Below are 15,916 nucleotides of genomic sequence, written 5' to 3'. Positions count from 1 at the left end.
TCCCCCAACTCCCTCAACTCCCTCCCGACATGGTCATGGAAAACGAACCCTTCCCGATTCTCCCTCCCACCTTCAGTGGCAACAGCCGCAGCGTCGACGTCGGCAATGTCTTCGACTGGCTCCGCCAGGGCTGGGCGACCTTCATCGTCAATCCCGGCACCTGGATCGCCATGATGGTCATTACCATCGTCATCTTCATCGGCCTGGCGATCGTTCCCCTTATTGGTCAACTCGCCGCCCACCTGCTGACCCCGGTTCTCGCCGCCGGCATGCTGGTCGCCTGCCGCAAGGTGGCCAGTGAAGAAACGCTGGAAATCGCCGATCTTTTCGCCGGTTTCCAGCGCAATACCGGCCCGCTGATGATGCTCGGGGTGCTCTACATGATCGGCATGCTGCTGGTCTCGCTACTGGTCCTCGCGCTCGCCGGTGGCGGCCTGGCCGGCGGCCTGATGATGGGCAGTCCGGTGGGTGCCAGCATCGCCGTCGGCGGCTTTCTGGTGGGTGCCATGCTCTGGCTCGCGCTGTCCGTACCGATCGCCATGGCCATCTGGTTTGCGCCGGCGCTGGTCCTCTTCAACGACATGCCGCCGGTCGATGCGCTCAAGGCCAGCTTCAACGCCTGCCTGCGGAACATCGTCGCCTTTCTGGTCTTCGGCCTGATCGTCATGGTGCTGTGTTTCTTTGCGGCGCTACCCGTCGGCCTCGGCTTCCTGGTCCTCGGCCCCGTGCTTGCCGGCGCCATCTACGCGTCCTACCGCGACATCTTCGCCGCCGCCTGAGTTTTCTCACCACATGCACCCACTCACTCTTCCCGCGGCGCGCGGCTGGCACTGGCTGGCCGACGGCTTCCGGCTGTTTCGCCAGAATCACCTGATGCTGACCTTCCTGATCGTCAGCTACTGGATGTTGATGGCGCTGGTGAACGTCATCCCGTGGATCGGCACGATCGCCAGCACGCTTTGCATCCCGGCCTTCTCGGTCAGCCTGATGAATGCGTGCCGCAACATCGAAGCGGGTCGCCCCCTGGCGCCGCCCCTGCTGTTCTCGGGTTTCCAGAGCAATCTGCGCTCCCTGCTGACCCTCGGCGCGATCTACCTGGTCACGACGCTGGCGATTCTCGCGCTGTCGGCGCTCGCCGACGACGGGGCGCTGCTGCGCTTGATGCTTGCAGGCCAGAAGCCGGAGGAAGCGTCGGTGACGGATGGCAGTCTGCTCTTCGCCACCCAGATCGCGCTGGCCCTGCTGTGCCCACTGATGATGGCCTACTGGTATGCGCCGGTACTCGCCGCCTGGCATGGCTTTTCGCCGGCCAAGGCACTGTTTTTCAGCTTTTTCGCCTGCGCTCGCAACTGGCGGGCGTTTCTCGTCTACTCGCTGGCGATCCTCGTCGTCGCAACGCTGGTACCGGGGCTGCTCCTCGGGATTCTGGCGGCCATGCTGCCCGACGGCGCCGGGCTGATGACCGTTCTGGCAATGGTGTTGGTCGTTCTCGTTCTCGCGCCGACGCTGTTTGCCAGCTTCTACGTCAGCTATCGGGACGTCTTCGTCGCCAGCGAAGCCGATGCCTGAAAGCACCGGCGACAGGCCGCTGGGAGTTTTCGGCGGCACCTTCGATCCGGTTCATCTCGGCCACCTGCGCCTCGCTGAGGAAGCTACCGACGCCCTTGGCCTCGCCGGCATCCGCTGGATCCCGGCCGGCCAACCGGCCCTGCGTGACGCGCCGCAAGCCGCCGCCCAACAACGCCTGGCGATGGTTCGCCTGGCGACCGCCGGCAACCCTCGCTTCACCGTCGATGCCGGCGAGGTCGAAGCTGCCCGGCCAAGCTACACGGTGCAGACGCTCGAGCGTCTGCGGCGAGCCGACGCGTGTGGTCCGCAGCGGCCGCTGGTACTGCTGGTCGGCGCCGACGCGTTCGCCGGCCTGCCCGCGTGGCATCGCTGGCAGTCGCTGTTCGACCTCGCACATATCGCCATCGCTCATCGCCCGGGCTTTCCGATCGCTGTCGCCGACCTGCCCGCGACGCTGGCGGCCTGCTGGAGCGTCCACTTCTGCGACCAGCCGGCGCTGCTCGCCGAGTCGCCGTCGGGACGCATCGTCACCTTTGCCATGACCCAGATGGCGATCTCGGCGACGCAGATCCGTGCCTTGCTGGCCAGCGGCGCCAGTACGCGCTATCTGCTGCCCGACGCGGTCATCGCTCACATTGACAAGCACCACCTCTACCAGGAGAACTGACCCGCCAATGAAACTCCCCCAACTGGAAAAACTCGTCGTAGACGCGCTCGAAGACATCAAGGGCCGCGATATCGAGGTCATCAACACCAGCCGCCTGACTGCGCTCTTCGACCGCATCGTCATCGCCTGCGGCGACTCGAACCGCCAGGTCAAGTCGCTGGCTCGCAACGTGCAGGACAAGGTTCGCGAAGCCGGCGGCTGCGTCCTCTCGTGCGAAGGCGAAGAGGTCGGCGAATGGGTACTGGTCGACCTTGGCGACATCGTCGTTCATGTCATGCAGCCGGCAGTGCGCAGTTATTACAACCTCGAAGAACTGTGGGGCGGCAAGGGACCGCTACGCGTTCGCCGGGCCGCTGCCACGACCAGCGACATCGCCCAGGGATGAAACTGGGGATCCTCGCCGTCGGCCACCGGGCACCCGACTGGGTGGCCGAGGGCTGCGCCGAGTACATCAAGCGCATGCCGCGCGAACTGCCGGTGGCGCTCGTCGAAGTCAAGCCGGAAGCGCGTGGCTCGAAAAGCCGCGAACAACTGCTCGCGGCTGAGAAGGCGCGCCTGCTGGCGGCGCTCAACGGCTACGACCGGCTGATCGTCCTCGACGAGCGCGGCGATGACTTGCCGACACTGAAGCTGGCCGAGCGACTGGCGGGCTGGATGCGTGCCGGCGGCGCCACGGCTTTCGTCATCGGCGGCGCCGATGGTATCGACGAAGCCTTGAAGCGACAGGCCGACGAGACGATCCGCCTGTCCAGCCTGACGCTGCCGCATGCGATCGCCCGTCTGGTGCTCTGCGAACAGCTCTATCGCGCTATCAGCATCGTCCATAAACACCCTTACCACCGGGAGGGCTGAATGGCAATCGATCTGCTGCAACCTCGCGTACACCTCGCGTCGCGCAGCCCGCGGCGGCGCGAATTGCTGGCGCAGATCGGCGTCGCCTTCGATACCATCATCCTGCGCGATTCGCCGCGCGCCGAGCCGGGACTCGATGAAACACCGCTGCCGGGCGAGGATCCGGTCGCTTATGTCGAACGGGTCGCCCGCAACAAGGCCGAGCACGGCTGCCGCATCGTCCAGTGGCGCAGGCTGCGTGCGCAGCCGGTGCTGGCTGCCGACACGACACTGGAGCTGGCCGGCGAGTTGATCGGCAAGCCCGTGGACGCCGCGGATGCCCAGGCCATCCTGCAGCGTCTCTCGGGCAAGACGCATCGCGTTCTCACCGCCGTGGCCGTCGGCTTCGAGAGCCGCATCGAATTGGCACTGTCGATCAGCGAGGTGCGTTTTCGCACGCTCGACGAGCAGGAAATCCGCCACTATGTCGCGAGCGGCGAACCCATGGACAAGGCGGGCGGGTATGGGATACAGGGTCGCGCCGCGATGTTCGTCGAGCATCTCGCCGGCAGCTACTCGGGGGTGATGGGACTGCCGCTGTGCGAGACGGCCCGCTTGCTCAAGCGCTACGGCTACGTCCTGTAGCCGACCACAGGAAGACGCCGTCGATGGCCCACCCGGACGGGCAACAGAGCGACATCGAAGCGCGGGTCTTTGCCGAGCAGATTGCCATGATCTACCGGCTGACGCCGCATACCCTGGCGATGTCGGTCATCGGTTCGACCTTGATCCTGGTGGCCCTCTGGACGTCGGCACCGCACCCCCTGCTTTTCGGCTGGTACCTGCTGCACCATGTCATCACGCTCTGCCGCTATCGACTGATCCGATCGTATCGGCGTGCCGACCCGCCGCCGGCGGCAGCGCCGCTGTGGGCTCGGCGATTCGTGATCGGCACGATTGCGGCCGGACTGATCTGGGCGACTGTCGGCACGGTCCTCTTTCCGCCACCGGGTAGCGACGTTCAGTTCTTCATCGGCATGTATCTGGTCGGTGTAGCCGCGACCGGCATGTTCACCTTGTCGGCCTATTTCTGGTCATTCCTGCCCCTGGCCGGCCTGACCCTGATCCCCATGTCCCTGTGGCTGCTGGCTTCCGGCGTCACGAGCCTGCAGATCGCCGGCGGCGCCACTTTCCTGTTCGTCTATATCGTCCTGTCGAACGGCCGGCGCTTCGAAAGAATCACCAGCGATTCGATCCGCCTGCGCATCGAACTCAATGCCGCCAAGGAAGCGGCGGAGGCGGCGAGCCGTGCCAAGTCGCAGTTTCTCGCCAACATGAGCCACGAAATCCGCACGCCGATGAACGGCGTGCTCGGCATCGCCGAACTGCTCCTCGCCACACCGCTTGCCGAGCAGCAGCGCAGCCGCTTGCAAACGCTCTACCGTTCGGGCCAGAGCCTGCTCGACGTCATCAACGACATCCTCGACTTCTCGAAGATCGAAGCCGGCAAGCTGGAGCTGCGGGAGAGCGACTTCGACCTGCGCGCCATGCTGCGTGATGTACTCGACGCATTCGCGGCGACTGCCGCCGCCAAGGGCCTGGCCCTCTCCTCGCGGCTTGGCGCCGACGTTCCTGCCGGGCTGCACGCCGACCAGGCACGCCTGCGCCAGGTGCTGACCAACCTGATCGGCAACGCCATCAAGTTCACCGAGGCGGGACGGGTCGTGGTGACTGTCGAACGGCTCGACGACCAACACCTGCGCTTTGCCGTGCAGGACACCGGAGTCGGTCTGGCAGCCGAGGAGCGAGCGCGAGTTTTTGACGCCTTTGCCCAGGCCGATGTCTCGCATACCCGCCGGCACGGCGGAACCGGGCTGGGCCTGGCGATTTCCCGGCAGATCGTCACGCTGATGGCAGGCGAGATCGGCGTCGACAGCACCCCGGGCGCGGGCTCGACGTTCTGGTTCAAGCTGCCGTTCCAGCCAGCGCAACACGAACCGGCGACGCCCGCGGCCGACCCGCTCGCCAGCCCGCAGCGGCGCCTGCAAGGGCGCGTGCTGCTGGTCGAGGACAACGCCGTCAATCAACTGGTCGCGCAGGCCTTCCTGCAGCGTTTCGGCTTGCAGGTCAGCCTCGCCAAGGATGGTCTCGAAGCCGTCAGGATGACCGCCGAGCAGCCCTTCGATCTCGTCCTGATGGACTGCCAGATGCCCGAACTGGACGGTTTCGAGGCGACGCAACAGATTCGCGCGCGCGAAAAGGCGCGGGGAAGCACCGGGAGGGCGGCCATGCCGATCATCGCGCTGACCGCGAACGTCTTCGAAGGCGACCGCGAACGCTGTTTCAGCAGCGGCATGAACGACTTCATCGCCAAGCCGTTCAAGCAGGACGAACTGTACGCGGTCCTCGCGCGCTGGCTCTGAGCACTCTCGGACGACGGAGCAGCGCATGCTGAAGCCTTCGCGAGCGGCGGACTTCCGTCGTGGCGTCCTGGACATCCTGCCGGTGCTCGCCGCCGCGGCGCCGATCGGCCTGCTCTGGGGGACGCTCGCCGCCGCCAGAGGCTTCTCGCCCTTCGAGGCGTGGCTGACCAGCGCCACGGTGTTCGCCGGTGCCTCGCAGTTCGTCGCCATTGACATGTGGCGCGACCCCGTCCCGCTGATGCTCGTCGTCTTCACTACCTTCGTCGTGAACGTGCGCCACCTGCTGATGGGTGCCTCGCTGCAGCGGCACCTCGCTCGCTTCTCGGCGCCGGGCAAGCTGCTGGCCATGTTCCTGATGACCGACGAGAGTTGGGCCTTCGCCGAGCGCAAGGCGCTTGCCGAACCGCTGCGACCCGCCTACTACTTCGCTGTCGCCGTGTCGATGTGGCTGGTATGGACTTCCGCCTCGCTGGCCGGCGCCATCGCCGGCCACTCGCTCGGCGATCCCGCCGCCTATGGCTTCGATTTCGCGTTCTCGGCGATGTTCATCGCCATTCTCGCCGGTTTCTGGAAGGGCCGGCGTACCGCGGCGGTACTCGCCAGCAGCGCCGTCGCCGCCGCACTGGCCAAGCTGGCGCTGTCCGGTGCCTGGTACATCGTGATCGGCGGCCTGAGCGGTGTGGTCGTCGCGGCCCTCCTCCACAGCGACGAGGAGGCAGCGGCATGAGCGGCGACTGGCTCACCATCGCGACGATCATCGCGATGGCGGCAGCGACCTACCTGACGCGCATCGGCGGCCTCTATCTGATGAAGGGCATCACCGTCAAGGGCCGGCTGAAGGCGGCTCTCGACGCGCTGCCGCCGGCCGTGCTGATGGCGGTGATCGCGCCGACGGTGCTGGCCACCGGCCCGGCGGAAACCATCGCGGCGGCGATCACCGCCGGCGCCGCTTTCCTGCGCCTGCCGATGATGGCGGTGGTGGCGATCGGCGTCGCCGCCGTGATCGCTCTGCGCGCATTGCTCTGACCGGCGCCTCCGCCCGCGCTCGTCGGCGCCGGCCGGGCAAGCCACGGGCAGAGCGGCTTCACAGCACCGCCTCGCCCCTGTACCACCTGACCTCGGTAGATGCATCGGTCAGAGCCGCCAGCACGGCCGCAAGCAGCTCGCGCGGCGACGCCGGCAGCCCGACTTCCCGATAGGCAGCGGCCGTGCCGGCCATCAGGGCCTCGGCGTCGACCAGCAACTTGAGGTTCTGGGTAATCTCCGGTGCGAACGTCTCGCACTGCTTGACCGAAAGGGAATGCGCCTTGCGGCAGCTTGCCGGCCTCACCTCGTAGATGGAGCAGCGGTCGTCGACGAGAAACGCACAGGCCTGCCGGGTATCGCCAAACCCGGCGCGTTGCTCGGCAACGCAGCCGCGCAGCTTCGCGAGGAGGTCGGCAAGTTGGGCCGCGGGCCACTGCCCCACCCGTCGTGCGATGTGGAAGATCTCGGGGTCGGTCGCCTCGACACGGACGTGGCAGCAGTACGCGCAACCAGCCCGGCAATCGGCAACGGGCCCAAGTTCGGCGGCGCGAGCGGCCACCTGGTCAAGGCCGCGATGCAGGTTGGCGACGAAGTCGACGGCACGCCCGGCATCGGCAAGCTCGCCAAGACTTCTTGCCGCCACGCGCCGGACGCGGTCAACGGACTGATGAAAGATCAGCAGTTCTTGGTCGCTGAGCATGCGGGAACCACCTGCAGGAAACCGCACAGTTCGCGCGCCTTCCGGACGTCGACGATCTCCGTACCCATTCAAGAAGGCGCCGCCTCCGGTACCGCGCTGGCCACCTCCCGAGTGTTGGCACGCAACTCGGCGTGGTAGTGGCGAAAGCCGCACGACTGCGGTCTACAGCCGCGGGCGCCTGGTATCCCGTCCCAACCGTCGGGCAGGGGAACGTCTGGCCGCCCGGTCATCGAACAGACCGGGATGACCCAGCAGCCTGCGAGTCCCACGAGCTTGACGCTCGCGCCATGCGTACCGGGAAGCGCGAGACCTGGCAGGCGCAAGCCCTGTAGATGGGAGGCTGCCCCGTCGTCAATCGGCACGGGCAGATCGACAGGCAGTTGCGACAGCTTGGCAAGCATGAACCCTCCACAACTTGACGGCCAATCGGCCCCCAAGGCGATTGCACGCGCCCTGGACCATCAAGGCGAGCATACCTGCGTCGAGCGCCCTTGTCGACGACACGGACAGAGGCGGGCGTGGCTCAGCATGCAAACAAGGGCAGGAGACGGCGGGCAACTCGGATCATCGTCGGAAGGATGAACGTCGGTGGCGATTCCCGCCAGGACCGAGTCCGCCAGCTACCCTGAGTCTCGATGCAGAAGACGCCCCAAAATGGTGCGCGCGCTTGTTATAATGATGTGTTGCATGTAACCATGGAGGCGCTCACGATGACCAACGCATATCAAGGGATGTCCACCCGCAGCCAATTGCTGGTAATGCTTTCGCTTCCCCTCCTGGCCCTCGTCGCTTACGCGACGATCACCGTCTGGGGAGCAATGCGCGAGCTTCGCTCGGTGCACCTCTCGACCGCCGCCGTCGAGGCAGCGATCGCCAGCAGCCAGTTGATCCATGAACAACAGAAGGAACGTGGGCTTTCGAGCGGGTTTCTGGCCAGCAGGGGTGAGCAGTTCCGCCCGGAACTGGCCAGCCAGAGGGAACTCACCAACCGGAGACTCGACGACCTGCGCTCGGTCGCCAGGCGCCTGAGCGAAACGCCCCTCCTGGCGGAAACTCTGCTCAAACCCCTTGAGCTGGCGATTGACAAGGCCAGTGCCCTGTCTGATTTCCGGCCGCAGGTCGACGCCCAATCGGTCAAGCCAGCGGAGTCTTTTGCCCGCTACACCGCCGCGATTTCGACAGGCGTCGACGTCATCAGCGCCGTCGCCAAGGCCACCAACAACGCCGAAATTGCGCGCGCCGCAACGGCCTATCTGATGTTTGTTCAAGCCAAGGAGTTCGCCGGCCGCGAGCGTGCGACGCTGAATGCGGCGTTCGCCGCCAGGACCTTCGACCCGGAATCGTTCCGCCGCTTCGTCGGCATCGTCAGCGCCCACGATCTCTACATGCATGGTTTCCGCACCTTCGCCACGGCGGAGGCGCGCAATATTGTCGACGAGACCGTCAAGGGCAGCGCGGTAGACGAGGTGAGCCAAATGCGCAGGAAAGCGCTCGAATCGACCGCCGGGGAGGAAGTCGACGTAGCTCCGGCGCAGTGGTTCAAGGCATCGACGGCGCGCATCGAATTGATGAAAACGGTGGAGTCGGCACTGGACGAGCAGATCCTGGGAGTGCTGGCCCAACAGGAGAAGGTCGCGCTGCGCACCTTGAGCGTGGCGGCTCTGGGCTCTACCGTCGCGGCAGTTGTCGCCCTCGTATTGAGCAGCGTGATGATCCGTCGCCTGACCCGCCGCCTTGGCGGCGAACCGGCAGCCGCCGCAGCGCTCGCTCGCGCCATTGCCGGCGGCGACCTGACGCAGCCGATCCAGGTGGCGCCGGGGGATACGCGCAGCGTGATGGCCGCCATGCGCGCGATGCAGGAAAGTCTGCGGGAGATGATCGCCGCCGTGCATGCCACGTCGACCACGGTATTTTCGCAAGCGACCCGTCTCGCCAGTGCTTCCCGCCAAGTGTCCACGGCCTCATCGGCCAGCAGCGAGTCGGCGCAGACGATCGCGACCGCGGTCGAGCAGTTGTCGACGTCGATTCAGAGCATTGCGGGCAGTTCGGACGCGGTCAACGCCACTTCGAAACAGACAGGCGAGGCGGCGATGGCTGGCAGGCAGATCGTGAGCCGTACGGCCGACGAGATGAAGTCGATCGCCGAGGTGGTCGACGCCTCTTCGCGCTCGGTCAACGAACTTGGCCAGCAATCGCAGGAGATCGCCACGATTGCCAACGTGATTCGCGAGATTGCCGACCAGACCAACCTGCTGGCGCTCAATGCCGCGATCGAAGCTGCCCGCGCCGGCGAACAGGGACGCGGCTTTGCCGTCGTTGCCGACGAGGTACGCAAGCTGGCGGAGCGGACGCGACGTTCGACGCTGGAAATCTCCTCGACGATCGAAAAGATCCGGTGCTGCATGAGCGAGGCCGAACGGGGGATGGCAGCCGGCACCGCGCGCGTTCGCGACGCGCTGGCCGAAGCAGAGCGTGCCGAGGAGTCGATCGGCGACATCCACTCGTCGGCCGCGGCGGTCATTTCCAGCGTCGACGACATCACGGCTCACCTGCGCGAGCAGAGCAGCACGAGCAAGGAAATATCGCAGAACGTCGGCGCCATCGCCACCAGCAGCGCGCAGGTCAGCGACACCGTCGACTCGATGGCCGGAATCGCGAGACACCTCGAATCGCTCGCCGGCACGCTGCAGCAGTCGGTAAAGCGCTTCCAGATCGCCTGACCTATCCTGGCGCGGGACAGACTGCTGCTCCTGATGACTATGACTGACCCGGGCCTTCGCCGAGCGCAAAGCAGTCGGCGAAGCTCGGCGACCGGCCTGGTACTTCGGCGCCGCGATCGCGATGTGGCTGGCGACAACGCACAGGCCAAGCCAAGGGCCCCGTGGCAGCCGAACGACCAGCCGGCGGCGAGCCCGACCTTCGCCGTCCGCTACATCCGCAGCACCAGCGCATCCGGGTTCCAGCATTCGTCTTGCCTGACCTCAGCGGGCTCGCCTGCCATCTGAACGTCCGCCGGCAACAATGGGGCTTGCCCCATGTACCCGTTCTCCATGCAGCAGGCGTCAGCATCCAGAAAGTCCTTGATGGCCCGCGCCAGTGGCTGCCTGTGCATGGCCAGCGAGTCGCCCAGGCAGCTGCGGGCCAACTCTCGGTCACCCACGGCCACAGCGCGAAGCGCCTCCTCCAGCCGGCGCACTGCTTGTTCCATCGCCTGCCGCGCAAGCGAGAAGTCGCAGCCGCAACGCGGACAGACGCCGTCTTGCGCCAAGCGCGCCCGACACGCCTGGCAACGATCAAGCGTTTCAGGCATCGAGGTAGTACAGGAGATCAGCAAGGGCATCCATCGCCGTCTTCAAGCTTGCGTCTGGTCCGCCGAGCTGATCCTTGACCGCCTCGATGCCGTTTACCAGATCCTCGGCGTCCTCAGTGCCGGCACTGGCCAGCAGGCGCTCGGCCTTCTCGATCAGGGCACCGGCTTCGACGCGCAGGCGTCGACTGTCATCGATCGGCGCTGCCCCAACGCTTGCGCCTGGGCGCCCCTCCTCGCCATCCTGATCACGGAACAGCGCGTCGATTCGATGCCGCGCTTCCCCCAGCTTGTCGCCGGTGAAGCGGCTGATGGCATTGTCGATGGTGATCGAGTGCACCAGCCCCGTGTTCTTCTCGCGCGAAGTGACCTGGAGAATACCGTTATGGTCCAGCGAGAAGGTGGTGATCAGTGGGTTGCCGGCCGGTGCGTCGCGCAGGCCCTCGATGGTAAAACGCCCAATCTGAATATTGTTCAGGGCGTCCGGGTCCTCGCCCTGGTAGACGTTGATGTCCACTTGGCGCTGACCATCGAAGACGGTGCAGAAGCCCTCGCTCTTGGAGACGGGAATCGGCGTGTTCTTGCGGATCAGCGGCACGTAGCAGTAGGGATACATGTCGCCATTGAAGTATTCCAGGGCACTGGTACCAAAGGTATAGGGCGTCACATCGACGAGAACCGTCGGCGCCTGACCGCCGGCGATCACGGCCGCCTGGATGGCGGCGCCCATGGCGACACAGAGATCGGGGTCGACTTCGGCGCGCGGCTGCATACCGAGTTCACTTTCGAGTCGGCGCTGCACCAGCGGCGTCCGCGTCGCACCGCCAACGAGCAGGATCTCGTTGATGTCGGCGACTGTCAGCCCGGCGCCGCTCAACGCAACATGTACGGCTTCGAGCGTCTCGGCGACATACGGTTCGATCATCTCCTCGTAGTCATCACGTGAGATTTCGACCGACAAGTGGATCGGCACCCCGTCCTTCTCGAACAGATACTCTTCCGCAAGTGTGGCGTACGGCTCGTCGGAGAGGGTGATCTTTGCGGCTTCAGCGGCATGCTGCAGGCGCGCCATGGCCTGTGCATGCGGCCTGATGTCGATGTCGTGCTGTGCTTTCAGGTGATCGATCGCGAAGGTAATGAGTTTCTGGTCGAAATCGTCGCCACCGAGATGATTGTTGCCGTGACTGGCGAGTACTTCGACGACGTCGCTCTCCAGATTGACTACCGAGACATCGAAGGTTCCCCCACCCAGGTCATAGACCAGCGCCTTGCGCGCGCCGCTGTGACAGCTTTCGTAAGCCAGCGCGGCCGCCGTCGGCTCATTGATGATGCGTACCACCTCCAGACCGGCAATTTCGCCGGCCTCGCGTGTCGCCTGGCGCTGCGCATCGGAGAAATAGGCGGGTACGGTAATCACCGCTTTGCCCACTGGCTCACCAATATGTGCCTCGGCGATGTCGCGCAGCCGACGCAGGATCATCGCCGAGATTTCCTGCGGGCTGTAGTCCTTCCCGGCCATCTGTACCGCCGTGTACTCGCCCATTCGACGCTTGATCGAGCGCACGCTGCGTTCGGGGTGCAGTGCATACTGATTGCGCGCCGCTTCGCCAACCAGCAGGCTCCCGTCATCGGCAACACCAACGAGGGAAGGAAGAATGCGCACGCCAGGCGCAACCGGAATGACCTCGACGCGCCCGCCGCGAACGATCGCCACTTCGGAGTTCGTCGTACCGAGATCGATACCGACAATGATTTCTGTCATGTTCTGGTCGCCTTCTTGCTGACAATGACCTGGGCAACCCGCAACAGTTCGCCCTCGTGGAGAAACCCGCGCTGTACCTCGCGCAGGACGGTGCCATCCGCAACGTTGGCCGCCTCGGCGGCAGCTTCAACGCCGACCACCCGCATTCGGTGCGGATCGAGGGTCTCGCCCAGCACCTGCAGCGACCGTACACCATGACTGGCGAGCAACTCATCAAGGCGCTGCAGGGTGAGCCGCTGCCCCTCTGCCAAGCTGGCAGCGAAGCGCGTTGGACCAGGCACCAGACGCGTCAGAAACGACGATGGGGGCCGCCCTGCCGCGTCAACCCCACTCTGCAGTCGATCGCGCAGATCAAGCAGGGCGAGCAGGAACTGGCGCTCGGTCCGACCCTGCACAGACGCGGCCTGCTCACGCGCGCGCTCAAGATCGCGCTGCAGTCGCTCGCCGTGCTGACGCAGGTCGTCGCCGAAAAGCCGTAGCTCCTCGAGCGTGTTCTTGAACTGCCGCGACTGCAGCCGCACCTCGTTCTTCAGAACGGCCATCTCGCTGAGCAGGGTCGCGAGGTCGACCGCCGTCTGCGGGTCTCCGACCGATTCACCTTCCGGCAAGCCTTCAAGCTCACCATGCCTTGCGGCTCGCTCGAGACCGGCGCGGAAGTCGTCGACGAGACGCTCGCGTTGCTCAGGGTCGAGGACGATCGGCGACTGGTTCATTTCGCGCCCAATACCCGCAGCAGCCGTCGCTCGGTCGGACACTGCGGAACAAAATCGCTGCTGATGGCGATCAGCACATCGTCCACGGTCGGGCTGGAATGGTCGAACAACTCGTGCGCAATCCGCCGGCGACAGTTGCAGATCGCTTCATAGGCCGTGCGCACACTCTCGAAACGCTCGCGGTCACGTTCAGGTGGCGACTCGCGAATAGCCGCCAGATAGGCGGCGCGAATGGCTTCGTCACCCGCGGTCAGGGCGACGCCAAGCACGCGGTAGGGGTCAATCATCGAACAGCCCTTTCTGCCGATCATCCGGGACCGGTTCCTTGTTTCGCGGAGATCGCGGAGCGCGTGGCGCCGGCTTGGCCGCTTTGTCAGGCGAGCGGGCCGCGGGCAGACGCGGCGCCACTTCAACCAGATGATCGATCAGCATGCGGGCCAGCTTCCTCCGATCGCCGCCGGCGGCAAGTTCCAGCCGGCGAAACTCGCCGGCAGACACGATGTCGCGAGCCATGTTGATCAAGCCCTGTTCGTTGCCGAGCGAGATCATCATTTCCAAGAGCGCGCGCGGATTCTCGAACAGAGCCTCGCCCGGATGATCGAAAGCATCCAGATCAACGACGTCGTCAGGATCGTCACCCTGATCGAAGTCCGCTGGCTCGATCAGTTCACGGATTCGCAATACCGTGCGCTGATCACCGTCACGGGATGCCTTTTCCAGAGCACGTTCCAGGGCCGCTTTCTCGCGTGCCGACATGGCGAACAACGCCGCAGGACCGTGCTTCGCGAAGGTCGTCAGGTAGACGAACACCGGTCGCTCAGGCCAACGCTGCAAACCGACATCGGCATACGCCAGGAGGAGCATACGTTCACCCCGGCGCAGCAGGGTCTCGCAGATCGAGATACGTTCCGACTCACTGAAATCGCCATCGGCAGCGTATTTCAATGGTTCCCGCAGAGTGTCGAGGACAGTCCCCAATGCCCGCTTTTCGGATTTGCCAAGCACGTTGATCGCCTGCATGACGGCGAGGACTTCTCGATCAACGGGCGTTCCCGACAGACTGATCGCGGCCCGCTGCAGCTCGGCCGTGCCCGGCCTACCGATGCGAATGCTCTCGAACATGAGATGGAAGGAGGCGAGGAGATGCCCTCCCAGTTCGACAACGGCTTCCCGCAGCAGCGCTGTAGCCCTCGCATCGCTGGCGCTCAGTCCTCGCAACAACTTGCTCAGGCGGCGTTCATTCGGTGACGCGAGCCACTCGTCGGCGAGGTCGAGTTCCTTGACTGCCATGTCCGGGCGACCCGCACGGATCTGTTTGCGTGCATGCGACAGGTGCGCCTGACCGATCACTGCCCGCGCCTGCGAGTTGATCGGGTCGATTTCGAGCAGACGCTTGGCCAGGGTCACCGCTTTCTTGAACGCATTGCCGGCCAGCGCTATTTCGACGGCTTCGAGCAATACTGCCGAATCGTTGGCAAAGCGCGCCAGCGCCGTCTCCATCGCCGCACGCGCCGCTTTCAGATCCTGGGCCTGGCGGTGGATTCTGATCAGCTTGAGGTGAGTATCGCGGTCTTCCGGGTCCAGTTCAAGGCTGCGCTCCAGCCATCCGGTGCACTCGTCATCGAAGTCCGACGCGTCGTCATTGCCAACGATCAGGTCGAAGAGATGGCGCAGGATCAAGGCAGCTTGCAGCGGCGCGCTTTCCCGCGTCGAAAACAGGACGGCGGCGCGCAGCCAGTGCCTTTCACTCCGCTCGGGAGCCCTCCGGAGTTCGGCGGCGAGGGCCAGGATGCTCTCGCCTTCCGCTGCGCCAAGCGGACCGAACGCACTCCGGTATTCGTCCAGGCGTTTGTCGGCATAGGGCAACAGACGGCGGCACAGTCTGGCCGCCGTGGCCGGCAAGTTGCGATTGCGGCGCAGCAGGAGCTCAACAACCCTGGCCGGCGCCGGTGGCATGCCGACCTTGGCGAACTCCGCCACATCAAGCAGCAACGAGCGCCTGTTCTCCGGACAACCCTTGATTTCCAGCAACAACAACCGGCCGTCTTCGTCGAGATCGAGAAGCGCCGAAAGCCAGCGTGTACCGGGCAGGACGCCAGCGCGTACGACGGCCGCGAGCTTTTCGAAAGGGCCGTCCGCGGGCACACGGGCAATCAACTCGCCTGCCCGGGAGGCATTGCCGCCGGCCAGCAGGAGCGCCTTGAGGATCAGACGCAGATCGCGATACGGGGAGCGAAAAGGGATGGCACGCAGTTGCTCGTCGAGGTCAGCCGCATCGCCCCCGCAGCACGCGGCTAGGGCCGCGAGGGCCGCAGCACGATGTCGGCGCAGCGGACTGTCGGCTGCGAGTTGCGCCAGCGCGCTGTCCGGCGCGGTCAGCGCCACGGCGGCCAGACGCGTCTCGAGGTCTGTGCCCGTGGTCGCCGGAAGATCGCCGACCGTCGTCAGCAAGCCCAGCGCTGCGTGGTGTTCACCTGCGCGCAGCAACCACTCGACATAGGGTCCTTCGGCCAGCGGCTTGCCGCACAGACTCGATCGATTGCGCCACACCACCAGCGCCTCCGGCAGCATGCCCTTGCTCGCCAATTCGTCAGCCCGACCGGCATAGCTCGCCGCCAGCCCATCAAGCCACTCGGATCGGCGCTCCTGCTTGAGCAAGCCCTTGTAGAGTTCTATCGCCTCACGATAGCCACCTGCCTCCAGGACCGCTCTTGCGCGCGAGTCAGGCGAGACCGACGTGCCGGAAGCACCGGAACGTGTCCTGGGCGCCGATGTTCTGTTCTTGGTAGACACTTACGGAAGAGAGTCGAGGGGCGACGCGAAGGCTCGATTTTACCCGCAATCGCGGCTTGCGGCTTTGCGGCTTTGCCGCTTTGCTCTCCTGCGTCTCGCGCTTCCGTCCGAGTTTGCTCATGGCG

At 65.4% G+C, this 15,916-nt stretch carries 17 protein-coding genes; 10 read left to right on the top strand and 7 right to left on the bottom strand.

Annotation, left to right across the window (positions count from 1 at the left end; genetic code table 11):
• Positions 1-35: 35 nt before the first annotated feature.
• The 9 genes from CAP2UW1_RS05560 to CAP2UW1_RS05520 are packed head-to-tail and all read left to right on the top strand — an operon-like array spanning position 36 to position 6,516.
• The gene (locus CAP2UW1_RS05560; protein ID WP_199931575.1) at positions 36-779 is read left to right on the top strand and encodes a BPSS1780 family membrane protein; all 744 of its coding nucleotides are present in this window, start codon (positions 36-38) and stop codon (positions 777-779) included.
• A 13-nt stretch (positions 780-792) separates the two neighbouring features.
• The gene (locus CAP2UW1_RS05555; RefSeq protein ID WP_015765684.1) at positions 793-1,569 is read left to right on the top strand and encodes a BPSS1780 family membrane protein; all 777 of its coding nucleotides are present in this window, start codon (positions 793-795) and stop codon (positions 1,567-1,569) included.
• Positions 1,562-2,236 (top strand): nicotinate-nucleotide adenylyltransferase, encoded by a 675-nt coding sequence (gene nadD / locus CAP2UW1_RS05550; RefSeq protein WP_015765683.1) that lies wholly within the window; start codon positions 1,562-1,564, stop codon positions 2,234-2,236. The genes CAP2UW1_RS05555 and nadD overlap by 8 nt, the downstream gene beginning before the upstream one ends.
• A gap of 7 nt (positions 2,237-2,243) precedes the next feature.
• The gene (gene rsfS, locus CAP2UW1_RS05545; RefSeq protein WP_015765682.1) at positions 2,244-2,621 is read left to right on the top strand and encodes a ribosome silencing factor; all 378 of its coding nucleotides are present in this window, start codon (positions 2,244-2,246) and stop codon (positions 2,619-2,621) included.
• Complete coding sequence (rlmH, locus tag CAP2UW1_RS05540; RefSeq protein WP_015765681.1) at positions 2,618-3,088, top strand: 23S rRNA (pseudouridine(1915)-N(3))-methyltransferase RlmH; 471 nt, start codon at positions 2,618-2,620, stop codon at positions 3,086-3,088. Before rsfS ends, rlmH begins: the two co-directional genes overlap by 4 nt.
• On the top strand, positions 3,089-3,712 hold the full coding sequence (locus CAP2UW1_RS05535; protein WP_015765680.1) for a Maf family protein: 624 nt from the start codon (positions 3,089-3,091) through the stop codon (positions 3,710-3,712).
• Positions 3,713-3,735: 23 nt separating this feature from the next.
• The gene (locus CAP2UW1_RS05530) at positions 3,736-5,490 is read left to right on the top strand and encodes an ATP-binding protein (RefSeq protein ID WP_015765679.1); all 1,755 of its coding nucleotides are present in this window, start codon (positions 3,736-3,738) and stop codon (positions 5,488-5,490) included.
• Between the two features lie 25 nt (positions 5,491-5,515).
• Positions 5,516-6,217, top strand: a complete 702-nt coding sequence (locus CAP2UW1_RS05525) for an AzlC family ABC transporter permease (protein ID WP_015765678.1) — start codon at positions 5,516-5,518, stop codon at positions 6,215-6,217.
• Positions 6,214-6,516: an AzlD family protein gene (locus CAP2UW1_RS05520; RefSeq protein ID WP_015765677.1), complete on the top strand. Its 303-nt coding sequence runs from the start codon at positions 6,214-6,216 to the stop codon at positions 6,514-6,516. The genes CAP2UW1_RS05525 and CAP2UW1_RS05520 overlap by 4 nt, the downstream gene beginning before the upstream one ends.
• A gap of 58 nt (positions 6,517-6,574) precedes the next feature.
• Here CAP2UW1_RS05520 and CAP2UW1_RS05515 read toward each other — a convergent pair whose 3' ends face one another.
• Entirely contained in the window at positions 6,575-7,216 is a 642-nt protein-coding gene (locus tag CAP2UW1_RS05515) for a YkgJ family cysteine cluster protein (RefSeq protein WP_015765676.1), read from the bottom strand.
• Between the two features lie 68 nt (positions 7,217-7,284).
• Positions 7,285-7,617, bottom strand: a complete 333-nt coding sequence (locus CAP2UW1_RS05510) for a hypothetical protein (protein WP_015765675.1) — start codon at positions 7,615-7,617, stop codon at positions 7,285-7,287.
• Between the two features lie 309 nt (positions 7,618-7,926).
• Here CAP2UW1_RS05510 and CAP2UW1_RS05505 point away from each other — a divergent pair, with 309 nt between their 5' ends.
• Positions 7,927-9,936, top strand: a complete 2,010-nt coding sequence (locus tag CAP2UW1_RS05505) for a methyl-accepting chemotaxis protein (RefSeq protein ID WP_199931574.1) — start codon at positions 7,927-7,929, stop codon at positions 9,934-9,936.
• A gap of 209 nt (positions 9,937-10,145) precedes the next feature.
• Here CAP2UW1_RS05505 and CAP2UW1_RS05500 read toward each other — a convergent pair whose 3' ends face one another.
• The 5 genes from CAP2UW1_RS05500 to CAP2UW1_RS05480 form a co-directional block, all read right to left on the bottom strand.
• A complete protein-coding gene (locus CAP2UW1_RS05500; protein WP_291912278.1) occupies positions 10,146-10,361 on the bottom strand; it encodes a hypothetical protein in 216 nt (71 codons plus the stop codon).
• Positions 10,362-10,518: 157 nt separating this feature from the next.
• Positions 10,519-12,285: an Hsp70 family protein gene (locus CAP2UW1_RS05495; protein ID WP_015765672.1), complete on the bottom strand. Its 1,767-nt coding sequence runs from the start codon at positions 12,283-12,285 to the stop codon at positions 10,519-10,521.
• Positions 12,282-12,998 carry a nucleotide exchange factor GrpE gene (gene grpE, locus CAP2UW1_RS05490; RefSeq protein ID WP_015765671.1) on the bottom strand — a complete coding sequence of 239 codons (717 nt, stop codon included), beginning with the start codon at positions 12,996-12,998 and terminating at the stop codon, positions 12,282-12,284. Before grpE ends, CAP2UW1_RS05495 begins: the two co-directional genes overlap by 4 nt.
• On the bottom strand, positions 12,995-13,285 hold the full coding sequence (locus CAP2UW1_RS23555) for a J domain-containing protein (RefSeq protein ID WP_015765670.1): 291 nt from the start codon (positions 13,283-13,285) through the stop codon (positions 12,995-12,997). Before CAP2UW1_RS23555 ends, grpE begins: the two co-directional genes overlap by 4 nt.
• The gene (locus CAP2UW1_RS05480) at positions 13,278-15,791 is read right to left on the bottom strand and encodes a tetratricopeptide repeat protein (protein WP_015765669.1); all 2,514 of its coding nucleotides are present in this window, start codon (positions 15,789-15,791) and stop codon (positions 13,278-13,280) included. Before CAP2UW1_RS05480 ends, CAP2UW1_RS23555 begins: the two co-directional genes overlap by 8 nt.
• Positions 15,792-15,916: the final 125 nt, after the last annotated feature.

Origin of the sequence: Candidatus Accumulibacter phosphatis (assembly GCF_000024165.1) — a bacterium.
GTDB lineage: Bacteria > Pseudomonadota > Gammaproteobacteria > Burkholderiales > Rhodocyclaceae > Accumulibacter > Accumulibacter phosphatis.
The sequence above is the reverse complement of the archived record's forward strand: the minus strand, read 5'-3'. Positions and strand labels throughout refer to the sequence as shown.